The sequence below is a fragment of the Streptomyces phaeolivaceus genome (assembly GCF_009184865.1).
GTDB classification, from domain to species: domain Bacteria; phylum Actinomycetota; class Actinomycetes; order Streptomycetales; family Streptomycetaceae; genus Streptomyces; species Streptomyces phaeolivaceus.
This window is the reverse complement of record NZ_CP045096.1, coordinates 2,453,484-2,471,910: the sequence shown is the minus strand read 5'-3', so window position 1 is coordinate 2,471,910 and position 18,427 is coordinate 2,453,484. Positions and strand designations below refer to the sequence as shown.

The window sequence follows — 18,427 nt, the reverse complement described above, 5'->3', positions numbered from 1 at the left end:
AGTAGCCGTGGCCACGGCACGTACGGCCCGCCGCGGCATCCGCCCGCTGCCGACCGGCGCCTGTGCCGGGTACTCCGGTTAGGCTCATGCCCGTACGACCTTGATCGATGGAGTCGGGCGACCGGGTGGGCGGACGACTGCGGCGATCGACGAGCGGGCTCGATCCGACGGGAGGTCTGGATGATGACGCCGGGGCGCAGGAGCAGTACGTTCTCGCGACTGCTGCGGCACGGTTTCACCGACCCCAGCGCCGCCGAACGGCTGCTGGAGAGCGAGGAACTGTCGGCCCTGCGCGACGATCCGGTGCTGCTGGACGCGCTGGGGGCGACCGCCGACCCGAATCTCGCGCTGCTGGGCCTCGTACGGCTGCTGGAGGCGCAGCCGGACCGTACGGCACGGCGGGCGGTGCTGGACACCTTGACGGCGGCCAAGCCGCTGCGGGACCGGCTGCTCGGGGTGCTCGGCGCGTCCGCCGCGCTCGGTGACCATCTGGCCCGGCACGCCCAGGACTGGCAGGCGCTCGTGACGTACGAGCCGCAGGATCTGCACCCGGGCGTCGAGGAGTTCGAGCGGGGCCTCGCGGAGGCCGTCGACCCCGTCTCGCTACGGGTCGCCTACCGCCGCTGTCTGCTGTCCATCGCCGCCCGTGACGTCTGCGGGACGACCGATGTCGCCCAGGCCGCCGCCGAGTTGGCCGACCTCGCCACCGCCACGCTGCGCGCCGCGCTCGCGATCGCCCGCGCCGCCGCGCCGGACGACGCGGCGCTGTGCCGGCTCGCGGTGATCGCGATGGGCAAGTGCGGTGGCCACGAGCTGAACTACGTCTCCGACGTCGATGTCATCTTCGTCGGGGAGACGGCGGACGGGGCCGACGAACAGAAGGCGATCCGGGCCGCGACCCGGCTCGCCTCGCACATGATGCGGATCTGTTCCGAGACGACCGTCGAGGGCAGCATCTGGCCCGTCGACGCCAATCTGCGGCCCGAGGGGCGCAACGGCCCGCTCGTCCGCACCCTCAGCAGCCATCTCGCGTACTACCAACGGTGGGCGAAAACCTGGGAGTTCCAGGCGCTGCTGAAGGCCCGCCCGGTCGCGGGCGACCTCGAACTGGGCGAGGCGTATGTCGCCGCGCTCGAACCGCTGGTCTGGAAGGCCGCCGAGCGGGAGAACTTCGTCCCCGATGTGCAGCGTATGCGGCGCCGGGTGATCGAGAACATCCCGGCCGCCGAGATCGACCGTCAACTCAAGCTCGGGCCGGGCGGGTTGAGGGACGTCGAGTTCGCCGTACAGCTGCTCCAGCTGGTGCACGGGCGCGGGGACACGTCCCTGCGCAGCGGGACCACGCTGGACGCGCTCGGCGCGCTGGCCGCCGGCGGATACGTGGGACGGGCGGACGCCGCCCAGCTCGACGCCGCGTACCGCTTCCTGCGCTCGATGGAACACCGCATCCAGCTCTACCGGTTGCGCCGCACCCACCTCGTCCCCGAGGACGAGAACGACCTGCGGCGCATCGGCCGTTCGCTCGGCCTGCGCACCGAACCGGTCGCCGAGCTGAACCGCGAATGGCGGCGCCACGCGGCCGTCGTACGCCGGCTGCACGAGAAGCTCTTCTACCGCCCGCTCCTCGACGCCGTCGCCCAACTCGCCCCCGGTGAGACCAAGTTGAGTGCCGACGCGGCCCGCGAACGCCTTGTCGCCCTCGGCTACGCCGACCCGGCCGCCGCCCTGCGCCACCTGGAGGCCCTGGCCTCCGGCGTCTCCCGCAAGGCGGCCATCCAACGCACGCTCCTGCCCGTCCTGTTGGGCTGGTTCGCGGACTCCGCCGAGCCGGACGCCGGACTCCTCAACTTCCGCAAGGTCTCGGACGCGCTGGGTCGAACCCCCTGGTATCTGCGGCTGTTGCGCGACGAGGGCGCCGCCGCCGAGAACCTCGCCCGGGTCCTGTCCGCCGGCCGCCTCGCCCCCGACCTCCTGATGCGGGCCCCCGAGGCCGTCTCGCTCCTCGGTGACGGGGACGGTGTCGCGGGCGGCGCCGGAGGGCTCGAACCCCGGCCGCGCGCCCACCTGGAACAGGAGATCCTCGCCGCCGTGGGCCGCGCCGACGGCGCCCAGCAGGCGGTCACGGCCGCGCGCGGGGTCCGCCGCCGCGAACTCTTCCGTACGGCCGCCATGGACATCGTCGGCTCCTACGGCACCGAGGCGTCCCCGGCGACGGCCGACCAGGGCGCCCTGGTCGACCTCGTGGGCGGCGCGGTCTCCGACCTCACGGCGGCGACCCTCGCGGGCACCCTGCGGGCCGTGGTCCGCGACCGCTGGGGCGACACCCTCCCCACCCGCTTCGCCGTCATCGGCATGGGCCGCTTCGGCGGCCACGAACTGGGCTACGGCTCCGACGCCGACGTCCTGTTCGTCCACGAGCCGCGCGAGGGCGCCGACGAGCAGGAGGCGGCCTACGCCGCGAACGCGGTCGTCTCCGAGATGCGCCGTCTGCTCCAGCTCCCGAGCGCCGACCCGCCCCTCCTCATCGACGCCGACCTCCGCCCCGAGGGCAAGACCGGGCCCCTCGTGAGGACGTTGAAGTCGTACGAGGCCTACTACCGGCGCTGGTCGCTCGGTTGGGAGTCACAGGCGCTGCTGCGCGCCGAACCCGTCGCCGGGGACGAGGAGTTGGGCCGCCGCTTCATCGAACTCATCGATCCGCTGCGCTATCCGGCGAACGGACTCGGCGACGACGCCGTCCGTGAGATCCGGCGGCTGAAGGCCCGGATGGAGTCGGAGCGGCTGCCGCGCGGCGCCGACCCGACCCTGCACAGCAAGCTCGGCCGAGGCGGTCTGTCGGATGTCGAATGGACCGTCCAGCTCCTCCAACTCCAGCACGGCCGGAGCGAGTCGGGCCTGCGCACCACCCGCACCCGCGAGGCCCTGGCCGCGGCCCGCGCGGCGGACCTGGTGAGCGCCGAGCACGTGGCCGTCCTCGACGAGGCCTGGGTCCTCGCCACCCGGGTCCGCAACGCCGTGATGCTGGTCCGGGGCCGCGCGGGCGACACCTTCCCCTCCGACGGCCGCGAACTGGCCGCCGTGGGCCGCTACCTGGGCTACGGCCCCGGCCACGTGGGCGACATGCTCGACGACTACCGCCGGATCACGCGACGGGCGCGGGGTGTGGTGGAGGAGCTGTTCTACGGGGGCTGAAGGGTGCGTTGTCGGGTGCGGGTGCGTGGGGCTTCTCGCGCAGTTCCCCGCGCCCCTGAAGAGCCGGGGCTGCGCCCCGTGCTCTTCGGGCCGAAACAGCCCGCTTTTTCAGGGGCGCGGGGAACTGCGCGACCAGCCCCCACGCACCCGCACCCGACAACGCACCCTTCAGCACCGCAGGCTCCCGCCGCACCCGCGTCAACGCCACCCCCGCCAGCACCACCCCCATCCCCGCGATCACCCGCGGCCCCACCCGTTCGTCGAGGAACAGCGCGCCCAGCGCGACGGAGACCACCGGCAGCAGATAGCCGACCGTGGCCGCGCTCGTCGCGCCCTCGTCCGCGATCAGGCGGTAGTTGAGGTAGAAGGTGACACCCGTGCCGAAGATCCCCAGGACGGTCACCGCGAGCAGCGCGGTCAGGTCGGGCCCGGCCGCGTCGGTGGCCCCGGCGGGCAGGGCGAGGGCCGCCCACCCCGTGGCCACGAGCAGCTGCGCGGCGGAGACGGCGAGCGGGGCGTCGCGGCCGGTCAGATGGCGGCCCATGTAGGCGAAGGCCACCGCATAGCTCATGGCCGCCCCGAGCAGCGCGAGCGCGCCGCCGCTCATCAGCCCCGCCCGCTGCCAGGGCGCGAAGATCAGCAGCACCCCGCCGAAGCCGAGCAGCAGACCGGCGAGGCGGGCGGGGGAGAAGGGGCGGTCGGTGCCGAGGAGAAGACCGAGGAGAAGGGCCCACAGGGGGGTCGTCGCGTTGAGGACGCCCGCCGTGCCCGAGTCGACGGTCTGCTCGCCGATGCTGAAGAGCGCGAACGGCAGGGCGTTGCAGAAGAAGGCCGCCACCAGCAGATGGCCCCAGACCCGCCGGTCGCGCGGCGGCCGCTGGCGGGCGACCAGGGCGAGGGCCAGCAGCACCCCCGCGCCCAGCGCACACCGCGTGACCGTGATCTGGAGCGGGGAAAGGCCGTGGTTGAGGGCGAGCTTGATCCAGAGGAAGCCGGAACCCCAGAGCAGGGCGAGGACGGCCATACGGAGTGTGGACGCGAGAGGCATGACCCCACGGTCCGGCACCCGAACACATAAGGACAAGCGAAGGATCGTACACATACCTTTAAGCTGGCCTTCAAAATGGCCCCTAGGATGGCCGCATGATGCTCGACGTGCGGCGTATGCAGGTGCTCAGGACCGTGGTGACCAGTGGCTCGGTGACGGCCGCCGCGACCGCCCTCGGCTACACCCCCTCCGCGATCAGCCAGCAGATCGCCGCGCTGGAGAAGGAGGCCGGGACCGCGCTGCTGGAGCGGGTCGGGCGCGGGGTGCGGCCCACGGAGGCCGGGCTGCTGCTCACCGAGTACGCGGGCACCATCGGCCGGCAGGTCGCGGAGGCGCAGACCGCGCTGGCCGATCTGCGCGCGGGGCGCACCGGACGGCTCGCCGTGCGCTACTTCGCCACCGCCGGCGCCTCCCTGGTGGCCCCCGCCGTCGCCCGGCTGCGCGCCGAGCACCCCGGTGTACGGATCGAGCTGAAGCTCGTCGACCCCGACGACCCGCTCCCGGCCGTCAAGGAGGGCCGCGCCGACCTCGCGCTCGTCGTACGGCCGCGCGGGACCGACCCCGAGGGCGTACGGCTGCTGCATCTGCTCGACGACACCTACTTCGCCGTACTGCCGGCCGCGCACCCCCTCGCCGACCGGCCCGCACTCGCCCTGGCCGACCTCGCCGACGAGCCCTGGGTCGGCAGCGAGTGGCCGGGCCCCTGTCTGGACGCCCAGCTGGAGGCGTGCGCCGGCGCGGGATTCCGGCCCCGCTTCGTGGTGGAGAGCGAGGACTACGCGACCGCGCAGGGCTTCGTCGCCGCCGGACTGGGCGTCGGCCTCATCCCCCGCCTGGGCCTGGGCAGCACCCACCCGGATGTCGTCGTACGCCGCTTCACCGGCCCCGAACCCCGGCGCTCGATCCACGCGGCCGTCCGCGAGTCGGCGCCGCCGCGGCCCGCGCTGCGGACGTTCGTGACGGCGCTGCGGGAGGCCGCCGAGGCCTCAGGGCCGCGAGAGACGGCGGGGCGGACGGCGGCCGGGAGCGGGCCTACGCCTTGACCGGTGCCAGTTCCGTCTCGCCGGGCCGTCCCGCGACCTGGCGCGGCAGCGCGTACGGCAGCGCGCCGTACCAGACGCGGGCCACCGTGTATCCGAAGGCGAGGCAGAGCATGCCGCCGACGGCGTCGAGCCAGAAGTGGTTGGCGGTGGCGACGATCACGACGAGCGTCAGGGCCGGGTAGAGCAGGCCCAGGACGCGCACCCACGGCACCGACGCCAGCGCGAAGATCGTCAGCCCGCACCACAGCGACCAGCCGATGTGCATCGACGGCATCGCCGCGTACTGGTTCGACATGTTCTTCAGATCGCCGGAGGCCATCGAGCCCCAGGTCTGGTGGACGACGACCGTGTCGATGAAGTGCTCGTCGGTCATCAGCCGGGGCGGGGCCAGCGGGTAGAAGTAGTAGCCGACGAGGGCCACGGCGGTGGTCGCGAACAGGACCAGCCGCGTCGCCGCGTAACGGCCCGGGTGGCTACGGTAGATCCACACCAGGACACCGAGCGTGACGATGAAGTGCAGGGTCGCGTAGTAGTAGTTCATGCCGACGATCAGCCATGTCACCGAGTTCACGGAGTGGTTGATCGACTCCTCGACCGCGATCCCGAGGTGGTGCTCCACCTTCCAGATCCAGTCGGCGTTCTCCAGGGCCTGCGTCTTCTGCTCGGGGACCGCGTTGCGGATCAGTGAGTACGTCCAGTAACTCACCGCGATCAGCAAGATCTCGAACCAGAGACGCGGCCTGCGCGGAACCCTCAGCCGGTGCAGGAACCCCTGCCCCGGCGCATCCGTGACGGACCGCGGAGCGGCCTGCTCCCGGCCTTCCTCCAGTGTCGTCACGGTCGAATCACCCATGGGCACAGAGTCTGCCAGATAAGCGGTACCCCACCGATCATCCTCTGGTCGGGTTCATCACGCACGTTCGTCGGGGTACCACGGAGGGACATCTCCTACGCACGTATGGCATCGTTCACCGTTTTCTCCGCCTCAGGTACGAGACCGGTCCCCGGGAGCCGAAGCCGTCGACCCCCGCACCACCAGTTCCGGCATGAACACGAACTCACTGTGCGGCGCCGGAGTCCCGCCGATCTCCTCCAGCAACGTACGCACCGCCGCCTGTCCCATCGCCGGGACCGGCTTGCGGACGGTCGTCAGCGGGGGATCGGTGAAGGCGATCAGCGGGGAGTCGTCGAAGCCGACGACCGAGACGTCCCGCGGCACCTGGAGGCCGCGCTGCCGGGCCGCCCGGATCGCGCCCAGCGCCATCATGTCGCTCGCGCACACCACCGCCGTGCAGTCCCGGTCGATGAGCGCCAGGGCCGCCGCCTGGCCGCCCTCCAGCGTGTACAGGGAGTGTTGGACGAGTTCGGACTCGACGGTCGCCGCCGCCAGGCCCAACTGGTCCTGCATGGTCCGGACGAAGCCCTCGATCTTGCGCTGGACCGGCACGAACCGCTTCGGGCCCAGCGCCAGACCTATCCGGGTGTGCCCGAGGGACACCAGATGCGTCACCGCGAGGGACATCGCCGCCCGGTCGTCCGGGGAGATGAAGGGGGCCTGCACCTTCGGCGAGAAACCGTCCACGAGGACGAACGGCACGCCCTGCGCGCGCAGTTGCTCGTAGCGCTGCATGTCGGCCGAGGTGTCGGCGTGCAGTCCGGAGACGAAGATGATGCCGGCGACGCCCCGGTCGACGAGCATCTCCGTCAGCTCGTCCTCCGTCGAACCGCCGGGGGTCTGGGTGGCGAGGACCGGGGTGTAGCCCTGCCGGGTCAGCGCCTGGCCGATGACCTGGGCCAGGGCCGGGAATATGGGGTTCTCCAGCTCCGGGGTGATGAGGCCCACCAGGCCCGCGCTGCGCTGCCGCAGCCGTACGGGCCGCTCGTAGCCCAGGACGTCGAGGGCGGCCAGAACGGACTGGCGAGTGGTGGCGGCGACGCCCGGCTTCCCGTTCAGGACGCGACTGACAGTCGCCTCGCTGACCCCCGCCTGGGCTGCGATGTCGGCAAGCCGTGTGGTCACAGCACTGGACTGTACCGGCCGGGCCTGCGCTTGCCCACCGCCCCGGCGCCGGGTGCGGGCGGGCGTGCGGCCCGCTGCGGGCTGCTGCGTCATCGCGGTCCCTCATGATTCTGGTCGGTGTCCGTGGGGGTGCCGGTATGCGGAAAGAGGTGGCTTCCGCAAGGCGCTGACGGGGTGATGATGTCCGCCTCCGCAAGCGATGGCAAGAGCTTGCAGAGTCTTGCACACCTGTTCCCGCATGCGCTTATCCGTGGGAAACCGCGCTCTCCGCAAGGCGTCGAGCAGGTCACGGCGGCGTAACCGTCACCGCTTCTTGCATTTTTTTGCTGCAAGACCTTTCGCGCCGCTTACATCGCTGTTACGTTCGGCCACGCCCGGCGGCGGCGACGGCGCGGCCGGCACCGGCGGGGACGGCAGACGGGGCCTCCCTCCCGGTACACGGGCTTTCACCCTCAAGGAGATCTCATGCGGCGTGGCATAGCGGCCACCGCGCTGGTGGCGTCGATCGCCCTCACGGCGACGGCCTGCGGCGGAAGCGACAGCGGCGACTCGGCCGACGGTCCGGTCACCATCACCTGGTGGGACACCTCCAACGCCACCAATGAGGCACCGACGTACAAGGCCTTGGTCAAGGAGTTCGAGGCCGCCAACAAGGACATCGAGGTCAAGTACGTCAACGTGCCCTTCGACCAGGCGCAGAACAAGTTCGACACCGCCGCCGGTGCCACGGGCGCCCCGGACATCCTGCGCTCCGAGGTCGGCTGGACGCCCGCCTTCGCCAAGAAGGGCTTCTTCCTGCCGCTCGACGGCACCGAGGCCCTCAAGGACCAGGACAAGTTCCAGCCCAGCCTGATCAAGCAGGCCCAGTACGACGGCAAGACCTACGGCGTCCCGTTCGTCACCGACACCCTCGCGCTGGTCTACAACAAGGAACTCTTCGAGAAGGCCGGCCTCACCGAGGCCCCCAAGACCTGGGACGACCTGAAGAAGGCCGCCGCCACGATCAAGGACAAGACCGGCGTCGACGGCTACTGGGGCTCCACCCAGGCCTACTACGCCCAGTCCTTCCTCTACGGCGACGGCACCGACACCGTCGACGTCGCGCAGAAGAAGATCACCGTCAACTCCGCCGAGGCGAAGAAGGCGTACGGCACCTGGCTGGACCTCTTCGACGGCAAGGGCCTGCACAAGGCGGACACCACCGCCGATGCCTACGCCCACATCCAGGACGCCTTCGTCAACGGCAAGGTCGCCTCGATCGTCCAGGGCCCGTGGGAGATCACCAACTTCTACAAGGGCTCCGCGTTCAAGGACAAGGCCAACCTCGGCATCGCCACCGTCCCGGCCGGCACCTCCGGCAAGGCGGGCGCCCCGACCGGCGGCCACAACCTCTCCGTCTACGCCGGCTCGGACAAGGCGCACCAGGAAGCCTCGCTGAAGTTCATCAACTTCATGACCTCGGCGAAGTCCCAGGAGACCATCGCCCTGAAGAACTCCACGCTGCCCACCCGTGACGACGCCTACACCGCCGAGGTCAAGGCCGACCCGGGCATCGCCGGCTACCAGACCGTCCTCGGCGCCGCCCAGCCGCGCCCCGAGCTGCCCGAGTACAGCTCCCTGTGGGGCCCGCTCGACACCGAGCTGCTCGCGATCGCCGGCGGCAAGGAGTCCCTGGACAAGGGCCTCGGCAACGCGGAGACCGCGATCGCCAAGCTGGTCCCGGACTTCAGCAAGTGACCCCGAGTGGCCGCCGCACTCGCCTCGCACACCGGGGGGCGGACGCGGCGGTCACCGGCCTGTCCCCAGAGCAGCCCAGCCCCCTGAACTTCCAGAAGGTGTCGAACGATGACAGTCGCCATCGACCGAGCGACCGGCAAGCGCCGAGGTGAACCGGGCGGGCGCCCCGGCCGGCTGACGCGTCTGAGGCAGTCGTACCAGCGGTACTGGTACGCGTACGCGATGATCACCCCGGTCGTCGTCGTGCTCGGCGTCCTGGTGCTGTATCCGCTGGCCCGAGGCTTCTACCTCACCCTCACCAACGCCAACAGCCTCAACTCGGCGCGCACGATCGGCGCCAACCACATCGAGGCGACCTACGAGTTCATCGGCCTCGACAACTACGCCGACATCCTCTGGGGCCCGACCTCCTACGACCGCTTCTGGTCGCACTTCATCTGGACGATCGCCTGGACGGCGCTCTGCGTCACCGTGACCTTCACCCTCGGCCTCTGCCTCGCGCTGCTGCTCAACCAGAAGCTGCGCGGGCGCACCTTCTACCGGCTGATCCTGGTCCTGCCCTGGGCCGTGCCCACCTTCGTCACCGTCTTCGGCTGGCGGTTCATGCTCGCCGACGGCGGTGTCATCAACTCCGCCCTGGAAGCGCTGCACCTGCCGGCCCCGCTGTGGCTGGAGGACACCTTCTGGCAGCGGTTCGCCGCGATCATGGTCAACACCTGGTGCGGGGTGCCGTTCATGATGGTCTCCCTGCTCGGCGGACTCCAGTCCATCGACTCCACCCTGTACGAGGCCGCCGAGATGGACGGCGCGAGCGCCTGGCAGCGCTTCCGGTACGTCACCCTGCCGGGTCTGCGCTCCGTCAGCTCCACCGTGGTCCTCCTCGGTGTCATCTGGACGTTCAACCAGTTCGCCGTCATCTTCCTGCTGTTCGGCGACACCGCGCCCGAGGCGCAGATCCTCGTGACCTGGGCGTACTACCTCGGCTTCGGTCAACAGCCGCGTGACTTCGCGCAGTCGGCGGCCTACGGCATCCTGCTGCTGGCCATCCTGATCGTCTTCACCTCCGTCTACCGCCGCTGGCTGAACCGCGATGAGCAGCAGCTCGCGATCTGAGGCAGGAGCCCCCATGAGCACCACGACGCCCACGAACGTCAAGACCACGGCTCCGGCCGACTCCTCGTCGGCGCGGCCCTCCGCCGGCCGGCCCAGGACCCGCCGGCGCGGCGAGAACAGCCTCGGGGGCACTCTCGCCTCGCACGGCATCCTCATCGTGGCGAGCCTGGTCGCGCTCTTCCCGATCGCCTGGCTGCTCTTCCTGTCCCTCGGCCCGGACAAGGACGATTACCTGCATCCCGGGCGCATCTTCGGCAAGATGACCCTCGCCAACTACTCGCACGTGCTCCAGGAGACACAGTTCTTCGACTGGCTGGTCAGTACGCTCGTCGTCTCGCTCGGCACCACCGTCCTCGGGGTGCTGATCGCGGCGACCACCGGCTACGCCGTCTCCCGGATGCGCTTCCCGGGCTACCGGAAGTTCATGTGGGTGCTCCTGGTCACGCAGATGTTCCCGGTGGCCGTCCTGATGGTGCCGATGTACGAGATCCTCTCGGAACTCCGGCTCATCGACAGCTATCTCGGCCTCATCCTCGTCTACTGCTCGACGGCCGTGCCGTACTGCGCCTGGCTGCTCAAGGGCTACTTCGACACGATCCCCTTCGAGATCGACGAGGCGGGACGCGTGGACGGGCTGAGCCCCTTCGGCACGTTCGCCCGGCTGATCCTGCCGCTCGCCAAGCCGGGGCTCGCGGTCGCCGCGTTCTACAGCTTCATCACCGCGTTCGGCGAGGTCGCCTTCGCCTCGACGTTCATGCTGTCCGACACGAAGTACACCTTCGCCGTCGGTCTGCAGAGCTTCGTCAGCGAACACGACGCCCAGCGCAACCTGATGGCCGCGACGGCGGTACTGGTCGCGATCCCCGTCTCCGCGTTCTTCTACCTCGTGCAGAGGAATCTGGTGACGGGGCTGACGGCGGGCGGCACGAAGGGGTGACCGCCGGTCGAGCCGCGAGGGGCCGTCGGTTGTCTGCGGCTCTCGTCGTGGCCGGTCGCGCCCCGCGGCGCAGCCGCCGATTTCAGAGCCCCGCGCCCCTTCGGGCGCGGGTGGCGGCCCGCGGTGTCCATCCGACCCCGCCGGCACCGCGGGCCGCCTCTGTCACCCGTCCCGTATCTACCTCTGACCCAGTGACTCCCTTACGTACCAAGGACGCCATGAGCCACCAGCACTCCACCACCACCCCCACCGCGACCCCCGCCGAGGCACAGCGCAGCGACTGGTGGCGCGACGCGGTGATCTACCAGGTCTATCCGCGCAGCTTCGCCGACAGCGACGGCGACGGCATGGGCGACCTGGAGGGCGTACGCGCGCGACTGCCGTATCTGCGGGACCTCGGGATCGACGCCGTATGGCTCAGCCCGTTCTACGCCTCCCCGCAGGCCGACGCCGGCTACGACGTCGCCGACTACCGTGCGGTGGACCCGATGTTCGGGTCGCTGCTGGACGCGGACGCGCTGATCCGCGACGCCCATGACCTGGGCCTGCGGATCATCGTCGACCTGGTCCCGAACCACTCCTCCGACCAGCACGAGTGGTTCAGGCGGGCGGTCGCCGAGGGCCCCGGCTCCCCGCTGCGCGACCGCTACCACTTCCGCCCCGGCAAGGGCGCGCACGGCGAACTCCCCCCGAACGACTGGGAGTCCATCTTCGGCGGCCCGGCCTGGACCCGGGTCACGGAACCGGACGGCACCCCCGGCGACTGGTATCTGCACCTCTTCGCCCCGGAGCAGCCCGACTTCAACTGGGACCACCCGGCGGTCGGGGACGAGTTCCGCTCGATCCTGCGCTTCTGGCTGGACATGGGCGTCGACGGCTTCCGTATCGACGTGGCCCACGGCCTGGTGAAGGCGGCGGGTCTCCCGGACCTCGGCGCCCACGACCAGCTGAAACTGCTGGGCAACGATGTCATGCCGTTCTTCGACCAGGACGGCGTGCACGCGATCTACCGCGAGTGGCGTCTCGTCCTGGACGAGTACGCGGGGGAGCGCATCTTCGTCGCCGAGGCCTGGACCCCGACGGTCGAACGCACCGCGAACTACGTCCGCCCGGACGAACTCCATCAGGCCTTCAACTTCCAGTACCTGAGCACGAGTTGGGACGCGGCGGAGCTTCGCACCGTCATCGACCGCACGCTGGACGCGATGCGCCCGGTGAACGCCCCCGCGACCTGGGTGCTGTCCAACCACGACGTCACCCGTCACGCGACCCGCTTCGCCAACGCACCGGGCCTCGGCACACAGATCCGCCTGGCGGGCGACCGCGAACTGGGCCTGCGCCGCGCCCGCGCCGCCTCGCTCCTGATGCTGGCCCTCCCCGGCTCGGCCTATGTCTACCAGGGCGAGGAACTGGGCCTCCCGGACGTCGTCGACCTCCCGGACGAGGTCCGCCAGGACCCCGCGTACTTCCGGGGCGCCGGCCAGGACGGCTTCCGCGACGGCTGCCGGGTGCCGATCCCGTGGACCCGTACGGGCTCCTCGTACGGCTTCGGCGCGGGCGGCTCCTGGCTGCCGCAGCCGGCCGACTGGGCCGACCTGAGCGTGGAGTCCCAGACGGGGGTCGCGGACTCGACCCTGGAGCTGTACCGCACGGCCCTGTCCGTCCGCCGCGAACAGCCAGGCCTCGGCGCCGGCGACGCGGTGGAGTGGCTCAAGGCCCCCGCCGGTGTCCTGGCCTTCCGCCGGGGCGACTTCGTCTGCGCCGCGAACACCACGTCCCAGTCGGCCACGATCCCCGCGTACGGCCGCGTCCTGCTCGCGAGCGGCGAGGTGACGGTGGCGGAGGACGAGGCGAAGCTGCCGGGGGACACGACGGTCTGGTGGACGACCGGCTGATGAACAGTCTGAGGAAACTTCGTCCCGCCTGACGGGACTTGAGGGCTCGCCACCTGGATTGTCCGGGTGGCGAGCCTTCCCTCACGGTATTCGATGGCGAGTTCGTGCACGGACGTCCAGGAGGATGCTCTGTCCCCGGCTTACCGACCCTGTACGTTCTGGCTCACGGATCGACGTAGCGCAGGGGGCGGGATGTCTGGATACGGTCGTGCGGACAGTGAATGGGCGGAGCTCGTAGACGCCGGGCGCACCTTTCTTGTCGAACGAGCGAAGCTGGGGAGGCTGACCTCGTACACCGAGCTGAATGTGGCCCTCGCCAGGCGAACGGACTGTCGTCTCTTCGACTTCGAGCGTGCTGACGACCGGGCCGCGATGGGGCGTCTCCTCGGACTGATCGTGGAGCGAGACCAGGAGATCGCCCCCTCGGACCCACCTCTCATGCTCTCGGCCCTGGTCAACTACCTGGGCTCCAACGACGCCGGCTCCGGCTTCTACCAGCTGGCCAAGGAACTGCGACTGCTCCCCATGAGCGCGTCCGCCGACGAGAAGTTCGTCTTCTGGGCCAAGCAAGTGAAGCGAATCCACGAATGCTATGGAGGCGGTGAGGCGGTGAGGCGGTGAGGCGGTGAGGCGGTGAGGCGGTGAGGCGGTGAGGCGGTGGTGCCCGGCTCCTGTGCTGTGACCATGAAATGAGCGTTCCGGAAGGGCGGTGGGGGGCACCAGCGCCTATACCCGGTTATTCGCGGATGGCTACGGTCCATGCCCGAGAATGCTTTCGGCGTGGCAGGGCAGCCATGGCGGAGACGGGCGCTGCGGCGCGAGGCTGATCAAGAGGCCCCGGCGAAAGGAACTGCTCATGGCGCGTCGCCTGCGCTTCAACGGCACCGGGAGCGGCGTCAACGGCTGCCCCGCCGTGCACGAAGACCTCGACACCGGTGAGGTGATCATTCACGGGCCGGCGCTCACCGACCCCGACGACCTCGCCCGCCTGCGGCACCTCGGCGAGGGCGAGGTGCCCATCGTCGTCCCGCGCGAACTGCTCGTCGACTTCGGCCCCAACGAGGCCACCCGCGTGCCCGACATCATCGGCCTGGACGAATTCGACCGGCTGTTCACTCAGTTCAAGCACACCGCGTGGCGGCTGGAGAGCCGGCGCCGGTACGCGTCCGACGAGGTCACCGAGACGTATGCACAGTTCGTCGCCGGTGATCCCGTCGACTGGGAAGGCCGGGACGCGGAGTGGTGCGCCGAACGGCGTGAACAGACCGCGCTCGGCAAGCGGTTCGAGCGCGTGCGCGTTGTCGACATGCCGCCTACCCCTGGACAGCTCTATCTGCTCGACAACGCCCGCCGCAACAGCGCCGTCGGCGAGCACATCCGGCAGCTCCGGCGCGTCGACGCCGACCGACTCCACCTCCCCCACGAGGATTTCTGGATCTTCGACTCCCGACTGGTCGCTCTGCTGCACTTCGACGGCGCCGACAACCTCGTGAATGTCGAACTGATCACGGAACCGGTGGAGGTGAACCGCTACGTACAAGCGCGCGACGCTGCCGAACACTTCGCGGTGCCGTACGAAGAGTTCTCTGCGGGCCTCGCCGCCGACGAGTGGACAGGGGGCGGAACCGGTGACCACCGACTACCAGCAGGCGCGGGCAGCGCTTGGGGTTCGGCTGCGTGAGCTGCGGCTGACGGCCCCGGACGGTCGGCTCACCGGTTCCGCACTCGCGCGGCGGTTGGGCTGGCCACAGCCCAAGGTGAGCAAACTGGAGAACGGCAGGCAGACGGCCACCCCCGAGGACCTGAGGGCGTGGGCCGACGGGACCGGTCAGCCGGACGCGTACGACGAACTCCTTGCCCGGCTCAGGGGCTTCGAGTCGCACATCCGCTCGTGGCGACGCCAACTCGCCTCCGGTCACAAGCCCGTGCAGGACACGCACCTCGCCGCCCACGGCGACGCCTCCGTTTTCCGGGGCTGGGAGTCCTCCATAGGCGGTAGCAGTCCGTGTCCCGCCTCTACTGGCGCGTCCCCAGCAGGCCCGCGAACGCTTGTCGGCTGTGCGAGATCAACTCACGTACCGACGGATTGCGCGTGTTCTTCCAGATCAAGGCGAGCAGTGCTGGTGTCTCGACATCGGCGATGGTGCGGGCGGTGAGCCGGTCGCGATAGCTCTCGGCCATCGAGTCGCTGAGGACGGCGACTCCGAGCCCGCGGGCGGCGAGGTCGGCGATGGCATCCGCGGCGCCAGCCTGCAGCGCGATCGTCGGGTGGAAGCCCCGCGCGGCGCAAGCCTGGTCGAGTACCGCGCGCAGGCCGGTGCCGGGCGGCATGCACACGATCGGGTAGGTCATCAGGTCGCGCAGGGTGACCTGCCGCTGTTTCGCCAAGGGGTGCCCGGCCGGGACCGCCGCGACGAGCCGCTCGCTGATGATTGTCAGCGCTTCCAGCCCGTCCGGGGCGGTTGCGGCCCCGGTGAGCGCCACGTCGAACGCGCCGGTACGCACCCCTTCGACGAGCCGGTCGGAGCTGTCCTCCAGCAGGGAGATCTCGACACCGGGATGCGCTTCGTGGAATGCGGCGAGGGCGTCGAACAGCGGGGCGAGCGTGCAGCCGATGACCATGCCGACGGTGAGCCGACCCCGGATCAGGCCGGTCACCTCGCTCACCGCCTGGCCGACCGCACCGGCCGCGGCGAGCGCGGCACGGGCGGGTTCGAGCGCGGCCTTCCCCGCGACGGTGAGGGTGACGGTGCGGGCGGAACGGTCGAACAGCTCGGCACCGAGTTCACGTTCGAGCTGGCGGATCTGGGCGCTGACGCCGGACTGGCTGATGTGGACCCGCTCGGCCGCACGGGTGAAGTTCCGCTCTTCGGCGACGGCGACGAAGTATTCCAGCTGCCTCAACTCCATATCTGTAGATTCTAGTTCGTTGAAGAACCATCTGTTGGACTTCTGGTCGGTGGGTCACCAGGCTGAGAGGCACGCCAGCCCGACATCAGGAGGAACCCATGCCGGAGTACGAGCAGGCCATGCGGCCCGAAGACATCACCCGCCTTTTCGTCGAGCGATCCAACGCCGGTGACGCGGCCGGGGTCGCCGCGCTCTACGAAGAGGACGCGGTGCTGGCCTACCCGCCGGGCGAACTGACGGTCGGGCGGGAGGCGATCCGTGCACTGTGGGAGAAGGTGCTGGCCAATGCGCCTCGCTTCGAGTCGGAGCCACCCCTGCCGACACTGACAAGCGGCGACATCGCTCTCACCTCGACCCCGCCGAAGGATGGGGCCGGTGCTCGGGCGCAGGTCGTCAGGCGCCAGCCCGACGGAAGCTGGCTGCGCCTGCTCGACCAGCCCGAGTTCGTATCGGCCACGCGCTGACCCCGGCGTCGATGTCCTCGAAGCCTCTTCTCTCTTGCTGGGCCCTACCCCAACACCCCATCCCGTGAAGAGATTTCGCGGACGTGAAGAAGGTGTGTCCGGAGGGTTGACCGTTTGACGAGCAGACTCGTACCTTCCTCTCGGTTGAAGGTTTTCAGTCATCTTGCAGCAAGAAACGTCAACGGATCTTGCGTGGATCGCTTCGGGCTCCCAGCCCCTCCCGATCCTTCGGACCGTTCCTAGGGACTGAGCGGGAGTGAGTCCTGTTGCCAGAACCCGTGCTCGGCCGAACGCCCCGGACGGTGTTGGGCGTTCTGGTTGCCCGCGTTCGCTCCGCGTCCGGCGCGCACGGATCGTGTCCGTGGTCCGGGAATGCGGGGGCGGGTTCCCTCACGCCCAGGGACGCCAGGTCCGGCCTGGACGGTCCGATGCCCCACACGATCACTCCGGTCATGTGGGGGCGGTGCCGTCCGTCGCCGGATCGGGTGCCTTGACCTCACGGCCGAGATACATGACACAGACCACCCACACTCACTCCCGCTCACCAGAACGTCCTTGAACGCACTCCAGCGCAGCAGCTCCAGACCCCTTCAACGGAGAAGGACCCCACACATGGCCAGCAGAACCCTCTCCGGCGCGCTCGCTCTCGCGGCGGGCGCGTCGATCGCGCTCGCGGTGCCCACGGGAAGCGCGTCCGCCTCGCCCCCCGGCACCAAGGACGTCACCGCCGTCCTGTTCGAGTGGAACTTCGCCTCGATCGCCCGGGAATGCACCAACACCCTCGGCCCGAACGGCTACGGCTACGTCCAGGTCTCCCCGCCCGCCGAGCACATACAGGGCTCGCAGTGGTGGACGTCGTACCAGCCCGTCAGCTACAAGATCGCCGGGCGGCTCGGCGACGCCACCGCCTTCCAGAACATGGTCGACACGTGTCACGCGGCCGGCGTCAAGGTCGTCGTCGACACCGTCATCAACCACATGTCGGCGGGCAGCGGCACGGGAACCGGCGGCTCGTCGTACACGAAGTACAACTACCCCGGCCTCTACTCCTCCTTCGACTTCGACGACTGCACCGCCACCGTCGGCGACTACACCAACCGCGCCAACGTCCAGAACTGCGAGCTCGTCACGCTCGCCGACCTCGACACCGGTGAGGAGCACGTCCGTTCGGCCATCGCCGGGTACATGAACAGCCTCCTCGGCTACGGCGTCGACGGCTTCCGGATCGACGCCGCCAAGCACATCCCCGCCGCCGACCTCGCCAACATCAAGTCGCGGCTGAACAACACCTCCGCGTACTGGAAGCAGGAGGCCATCTACGGCGCCGGGGAGGCCGTCCAGCCGAGCGAGTACACCGGCAACGGGGATGTGCAGGAGTTCCGTTACGCCTTCGACCTGAAGCGGGTCTTCAACAACGAGAACCTCGCCTACCTGAAGAACTACGGCGAGGGCTGGGGCTACATGAGCAGTTCGGCCGCCGGGATCTTCGTCGACAACCACGACACCGAGCGCAACGGCTCCACCCTCAGCTACAAGGACAACGCCAACTACACGATGGCCAACGTCTTCATGCTGGCCTACCCGTACGGCGCGCCCGACATCAACTCCGGCTACGAGTTCTCCTCCACCGACGCCGGCCCGCCCAACGGCGGTACGGTCAACGCCTGCTGGCAGGACGGCTGGAAGTGCCAGCACGCCTGGCCGGAGATCATGCGCATGGTCCCCTTCCGCAACGCCACCCGAGGCGAGGCCGTCACCAACTGGTGGGACAACGGCAACGACGCGATCGCCTTCGGCCGAGGCAGCAAGGGCTTCGTCGCCATCAACCACGAGTCGAGCAGCCTCAACCGTACGTATCAGACCTCCCTCGCGGCCGGCACCTACTGCAACGTGCAGAACAACACGACCGTGACCGTGAACGGCTCCGGCCAGTTCACCGCCACCCTCGGCTCCAACACCGCCCTCGCGATCTACACCGGCAAGTCCAGCTGCTGATACGCCCACACCCCCTGGTGCGCGACCGCGCGTTGTTGCGACTGGCAACGCGCGGTACGCGAGGGGTTGACGG

General features: G+C 69.9%; 14 protein-coding genes and 2 pseudogenes. 11 read left to right on the top strand and 5 right to left on the bottom strand.

What is annotated here, in order from left to right; translation table 11 throughout:
- The first annotated feature begins 180 nt into the window (after positions 1 to 180).
- Complete coding sequence (locus tag F9278_RS11550; RefSeq protein ID WP_152168245.1) at positions 181 to 3,192, top strand: bifunctional [glutamine synthetase] adenylyltransferase/[glutamine synthetase]-adenylyl-L-tyrosine phosphorylase; 3,012 nt, start codon at positions 181 to 183, stop codon at positions 3,190 to 3,192.
- Here the strand turns inward: F9278_RS11550 and F9278_RS11545 are convergent.
- Positions 3,143 to 4,240: a DMT family transporter gene (locus tag F9278_RS11545; protein WP_226966698.1), complete on the bottom strand. Its 1,098-nt coding sequence runs from the start codon at positions 4,238 to 4,240 to the stop codon at positions 3,143 to 3,145. The genes F9278_RS11550 and F9278_RS11545 overlap by 50 nt on opposite strands.
- A 98-nt stretch (positions 4,241 to 4,338) precedes the next feature.
- On the opposite strand from F9278_RS11545, the gene F9278_RS11540 reads away from it, so the two are divergent.
- A complete protein-coding gene (locus tag F9278_RS11540) occupies positions 4,339 to 5,283 on the top strand; it encodes a LysR family transcriptional regulator (RefSeq protein WP_152173803.1) in 945 nt (314 codons plus the stop codon).
- On the opposite strand, the gene F9278_RS11535 is transcribed toward F9278_RS11540, so the two are convergent.
- Both F9278_RS11535 and F9278_RS11530 read right to left on the bottom strand, forming a co-directional pair.
- A complete protein-coding gene (locus F9278_RS11535; protein ID WP_152168244.1) occupies positions 5,273 to 6,136 on the bottom strand; it encodes a phosphatase PAP2 family protein in 864 nt (287 codons plus the stop codon). The two genes, F9278_RS11540 and F9278_RS11535, sit on opposite strands and share 11 nt — an antisense overlap.
- A 132-nt stretch (positions 6,137 to 6,268) precedes the next feature.
- Positions 6,269 to 7,303, bottom strand: a complete 1,035-nt coding sequence (locus tag F9278_RS11530; protein ID WP_264300164.1) for a LacI family DNA-binding transcriptional regulator — start codon at positions 7,301 to 7,303, stop codon at positions 6,269 to 6,271.
- A 465-nt stretch (positions 7,304 to 7,768) separates the two neighbouring features.
- On the opposite strand from F9278_RS11530, the gene F9278_RS11525 reads away from it, so the two are divergent.
- From F9278_RS11525 to F9278_RS11495, 7 genes and pseudogenes are all read left to right on the top strand, one after another.
- On the top strand, positions 7,769 to 9,040 hold the full coding sequence (locus tag F9278_RS11525) for an extracellular solute-binding protein (RefSeq protein ID WP_152168242.1): 1,272 nt from the start codon (positions 7,769 to 7,771) through the stop codon (positions 9,038 to 9,040).
- A 108-nt stretch (positions 9,041 to 9,148) separates the two neighbouring features.
- The gene (locus tag F9278_RS11520) at positions 9,149 to 10,153 is read left to right on the top strand and encodes a carbohydrate ABC transporter permease (RefSeq protein ID WP_152168241.1); all 1,005 of its coding nucleotides are present in this window, start codon (positions 9,149 to 9,151) and stop codon (positions 10,151 to 10,153) included.
- A 13-nt stretch (positions 10,154 to 10,166) separates the two neighbouring features.
- On the top strand, positions 10,167 to 11,090 hold the full coding sequence (locus tag F9278_RS11515) for a sugar ABC transporter permease (protein WP_152168240.1): 924 nt from the start codon (positions 10,167 to 10,169) through the stop codon (positions 11,088 to 11,090).
- A gap of 218 nt (positions 11,091 to 11,308) precedes the next feature.
- The gene (locus F9278_RS11510) at positions 11,309 to 12,985 is read left to right on the top strand and encodes a glycoside hydrolase family 13 protein (RefSeq protein WP_152168239.1); all 1,677 of its coding nucleotides are present in this window, start codon (positions 11,309 to 11,311) and stop codon (positions 12,983 to 12,985) included.
- Between the two features lie 192 nt (positions 12,986 to 13,177).
- Entirely contained in the window at positions 13,178 to 13,606 is a 429-nt protein-coding gene (locus F9278_RS11505; protein ID WP_193241444.1) for a hypothetical protein, read from the top strand.
- A 235-nt stretch (positions 13,607 to 13,841) separates the two neighbouring features.
- Positions 13,842 to 14,666, top strand: a complete 825-nt coding sequence (locus tag F9278_RS11500) for a DUF6879 family protein (protein WP_226966697.1) — start codon at positions 13,842 to 13,844, stop codon at positions 14,664 to 14,666.
- Positions 14,614 to 14,976 (top strand): annotated as a pseudogene (locus tag F9278_RS11495) (helix-turn-helix domain-containing protein); the annotation flags it as partial. The gene F9278_RS11500 and the pseudogene F9278_RS11495, both read left to right, overlap by 53 nt.
- 25 nt (positions 14,977 to 15,001) lie before the next feature.
- On the opposite strand, the gene F9278_RS11490 reads toward F9278_RS11495, so the two are convergent.
- Complete coding sequence (locus F9278_RS11490; RefSeq protein WP_152168238.1) at positions 15,002 to 15,895, bottom strand: LysR family transcriptional regulator; 894 nt, start codon at positions 15,893 to 15,895, stop codon at positions 15,002 to 15,004.
- 98 nt (positions 15,896 to 15,993) lie between these two features.
- Between F9278_RS11490 and F9278_RS11485 the strand changes: the two genes are divergently transcribed.
- A complete protein-coding gene (locus F9278_RS11485) occupies positions 15,994 to 16,359 on the top strand; it encodes a YybH family protein (RefSeq protein ID WP_152168237.1) in 366 nt (121 codons plus the stop codon).
- 239 nt (positions 16,360 to 16,598) lie between these two features.
- Here the strand turns inward: F9278_RS11485 and F9278_RS46980 are convergent.
- A pseudogene (locus F9278_RS46980) lies at positions 16,599 to 16,847 on the bottom strand (IS200/IS605 family accessory protein TnpB-related protein); the annotation flags it as partial.
- Positions 16,848 to 16,971: 124 nt separating this feature from the next.
- Between F9278_RS46980 and F9278_RS11475 the strand changes: the two are divergent.
- Complete coding sequence (locus F9278_RS11475; RefSeq protein WP_152168236.1) at positions 16,972 to 18,354, top strand: alpha-amylase; 1,383 nt, start codon at positions 16,972 to 16,974, stop codon at positions 18,352 to 18,354.
- The last annotated feature ends 73 nt before the right edge of the window (positions 18,355 to 18,427 follow it).

Excerpts from the sequence above, each read along its gene's own strand:
- F9278_RS11550 (WP_152168245.1), top strand. The coding sequence starts at position 181 with ATGATGACGCCGGGGCGCAGGAGCAGTACGTTCTCGCGACTGCTGCGG.
- F9278_RS11545 (WP_226966698.1), bottom strand. The coding sequence starts at position 4,240 with ATGCCTCTCGCGTCCACACTCCGTATGGCCGTCCTCGCCCTGCTCTGG.
- F9278_RS11540 (WP_152173803.1), top strand. The coding sequence starts at position 4,339 with ATGCTCGACGTGCGGCGTATGCAGGTGCTCAGGACCGTGGTGACCAGT.
- F9278_RS11535 (WP_152168244.1), bottom strand. The coding sequence starts at position 6,136 with ATGGGTGATTCGACCGTGACGACACTGGAGGAAGGCCGGGAGCAGGCC.
- F9278_RS11525 (WP_152168242.1), top strand. The coding sequence starts at position 7,769 with ATGCGGCGTGGCATAGCGGCCACCGCGCTGGTGGCGTCGATCGCCCTC.
- F9278_RS11520 (WP_152168241.1), top strand. The coding sequence starts at position 9,149 with ATGACAGTCGCCATCGACCGAGCGACCGGCAAGCGCCGAGGTGAACCG.
- F9278_RS11515 (WP_152168240.1), top strand. The coding sequence starts at position 10,167 with ATGAGCACCACGACGCCCACGAACGTCAAGACCACGGCTCCGGCCGAC.
- F9278_RS11510 (WP_152168239.1), top strand. The coding sequence starts at position 11,309 with ATGAGCCACCAGCACTCCACCACCACCCCCACCGCGACCCCCGCCGAG.
- F9278_RS11505 (WP_193241444.1), top strand. The coding sequence starts at position 13,178 with ATGTCTGGATACGGTCGTGCGGACAGTGAATGGGCGGAGCTCGTAGAC.
- F9278_RS11500 (WP_226966697.1), top strand. The coding sequence starts at position 13,842 with ATGGCGCGTCGCCTGCGCTTCAACGGCACCGGGAGCGGCGTCAACGGC.
- F9278_RS11490 (WP_152168238.1), bottom strand. The coding sequence starts at position 15,895 with ATGGAGTTGAGGCAGCTGGAATACTTCGTCGCCGTCGCCGAAGAGCGG.
- F9278_RS11485 (WP_152168237.1), top strand. The coding sequence starts at position 15,994 with ATGCCGGAGTACGAGCAGGCCATGCGGCCCGAAGACATCACCCGCCTT.
- F9278_RS11475 (WP_152168236.1), top strand. The coding sequence starts at position 16,972 with ATGGCCAGCAGAACCCTCTCCGGCGCGCTCGCTCTCGCGGCGGGCGCG.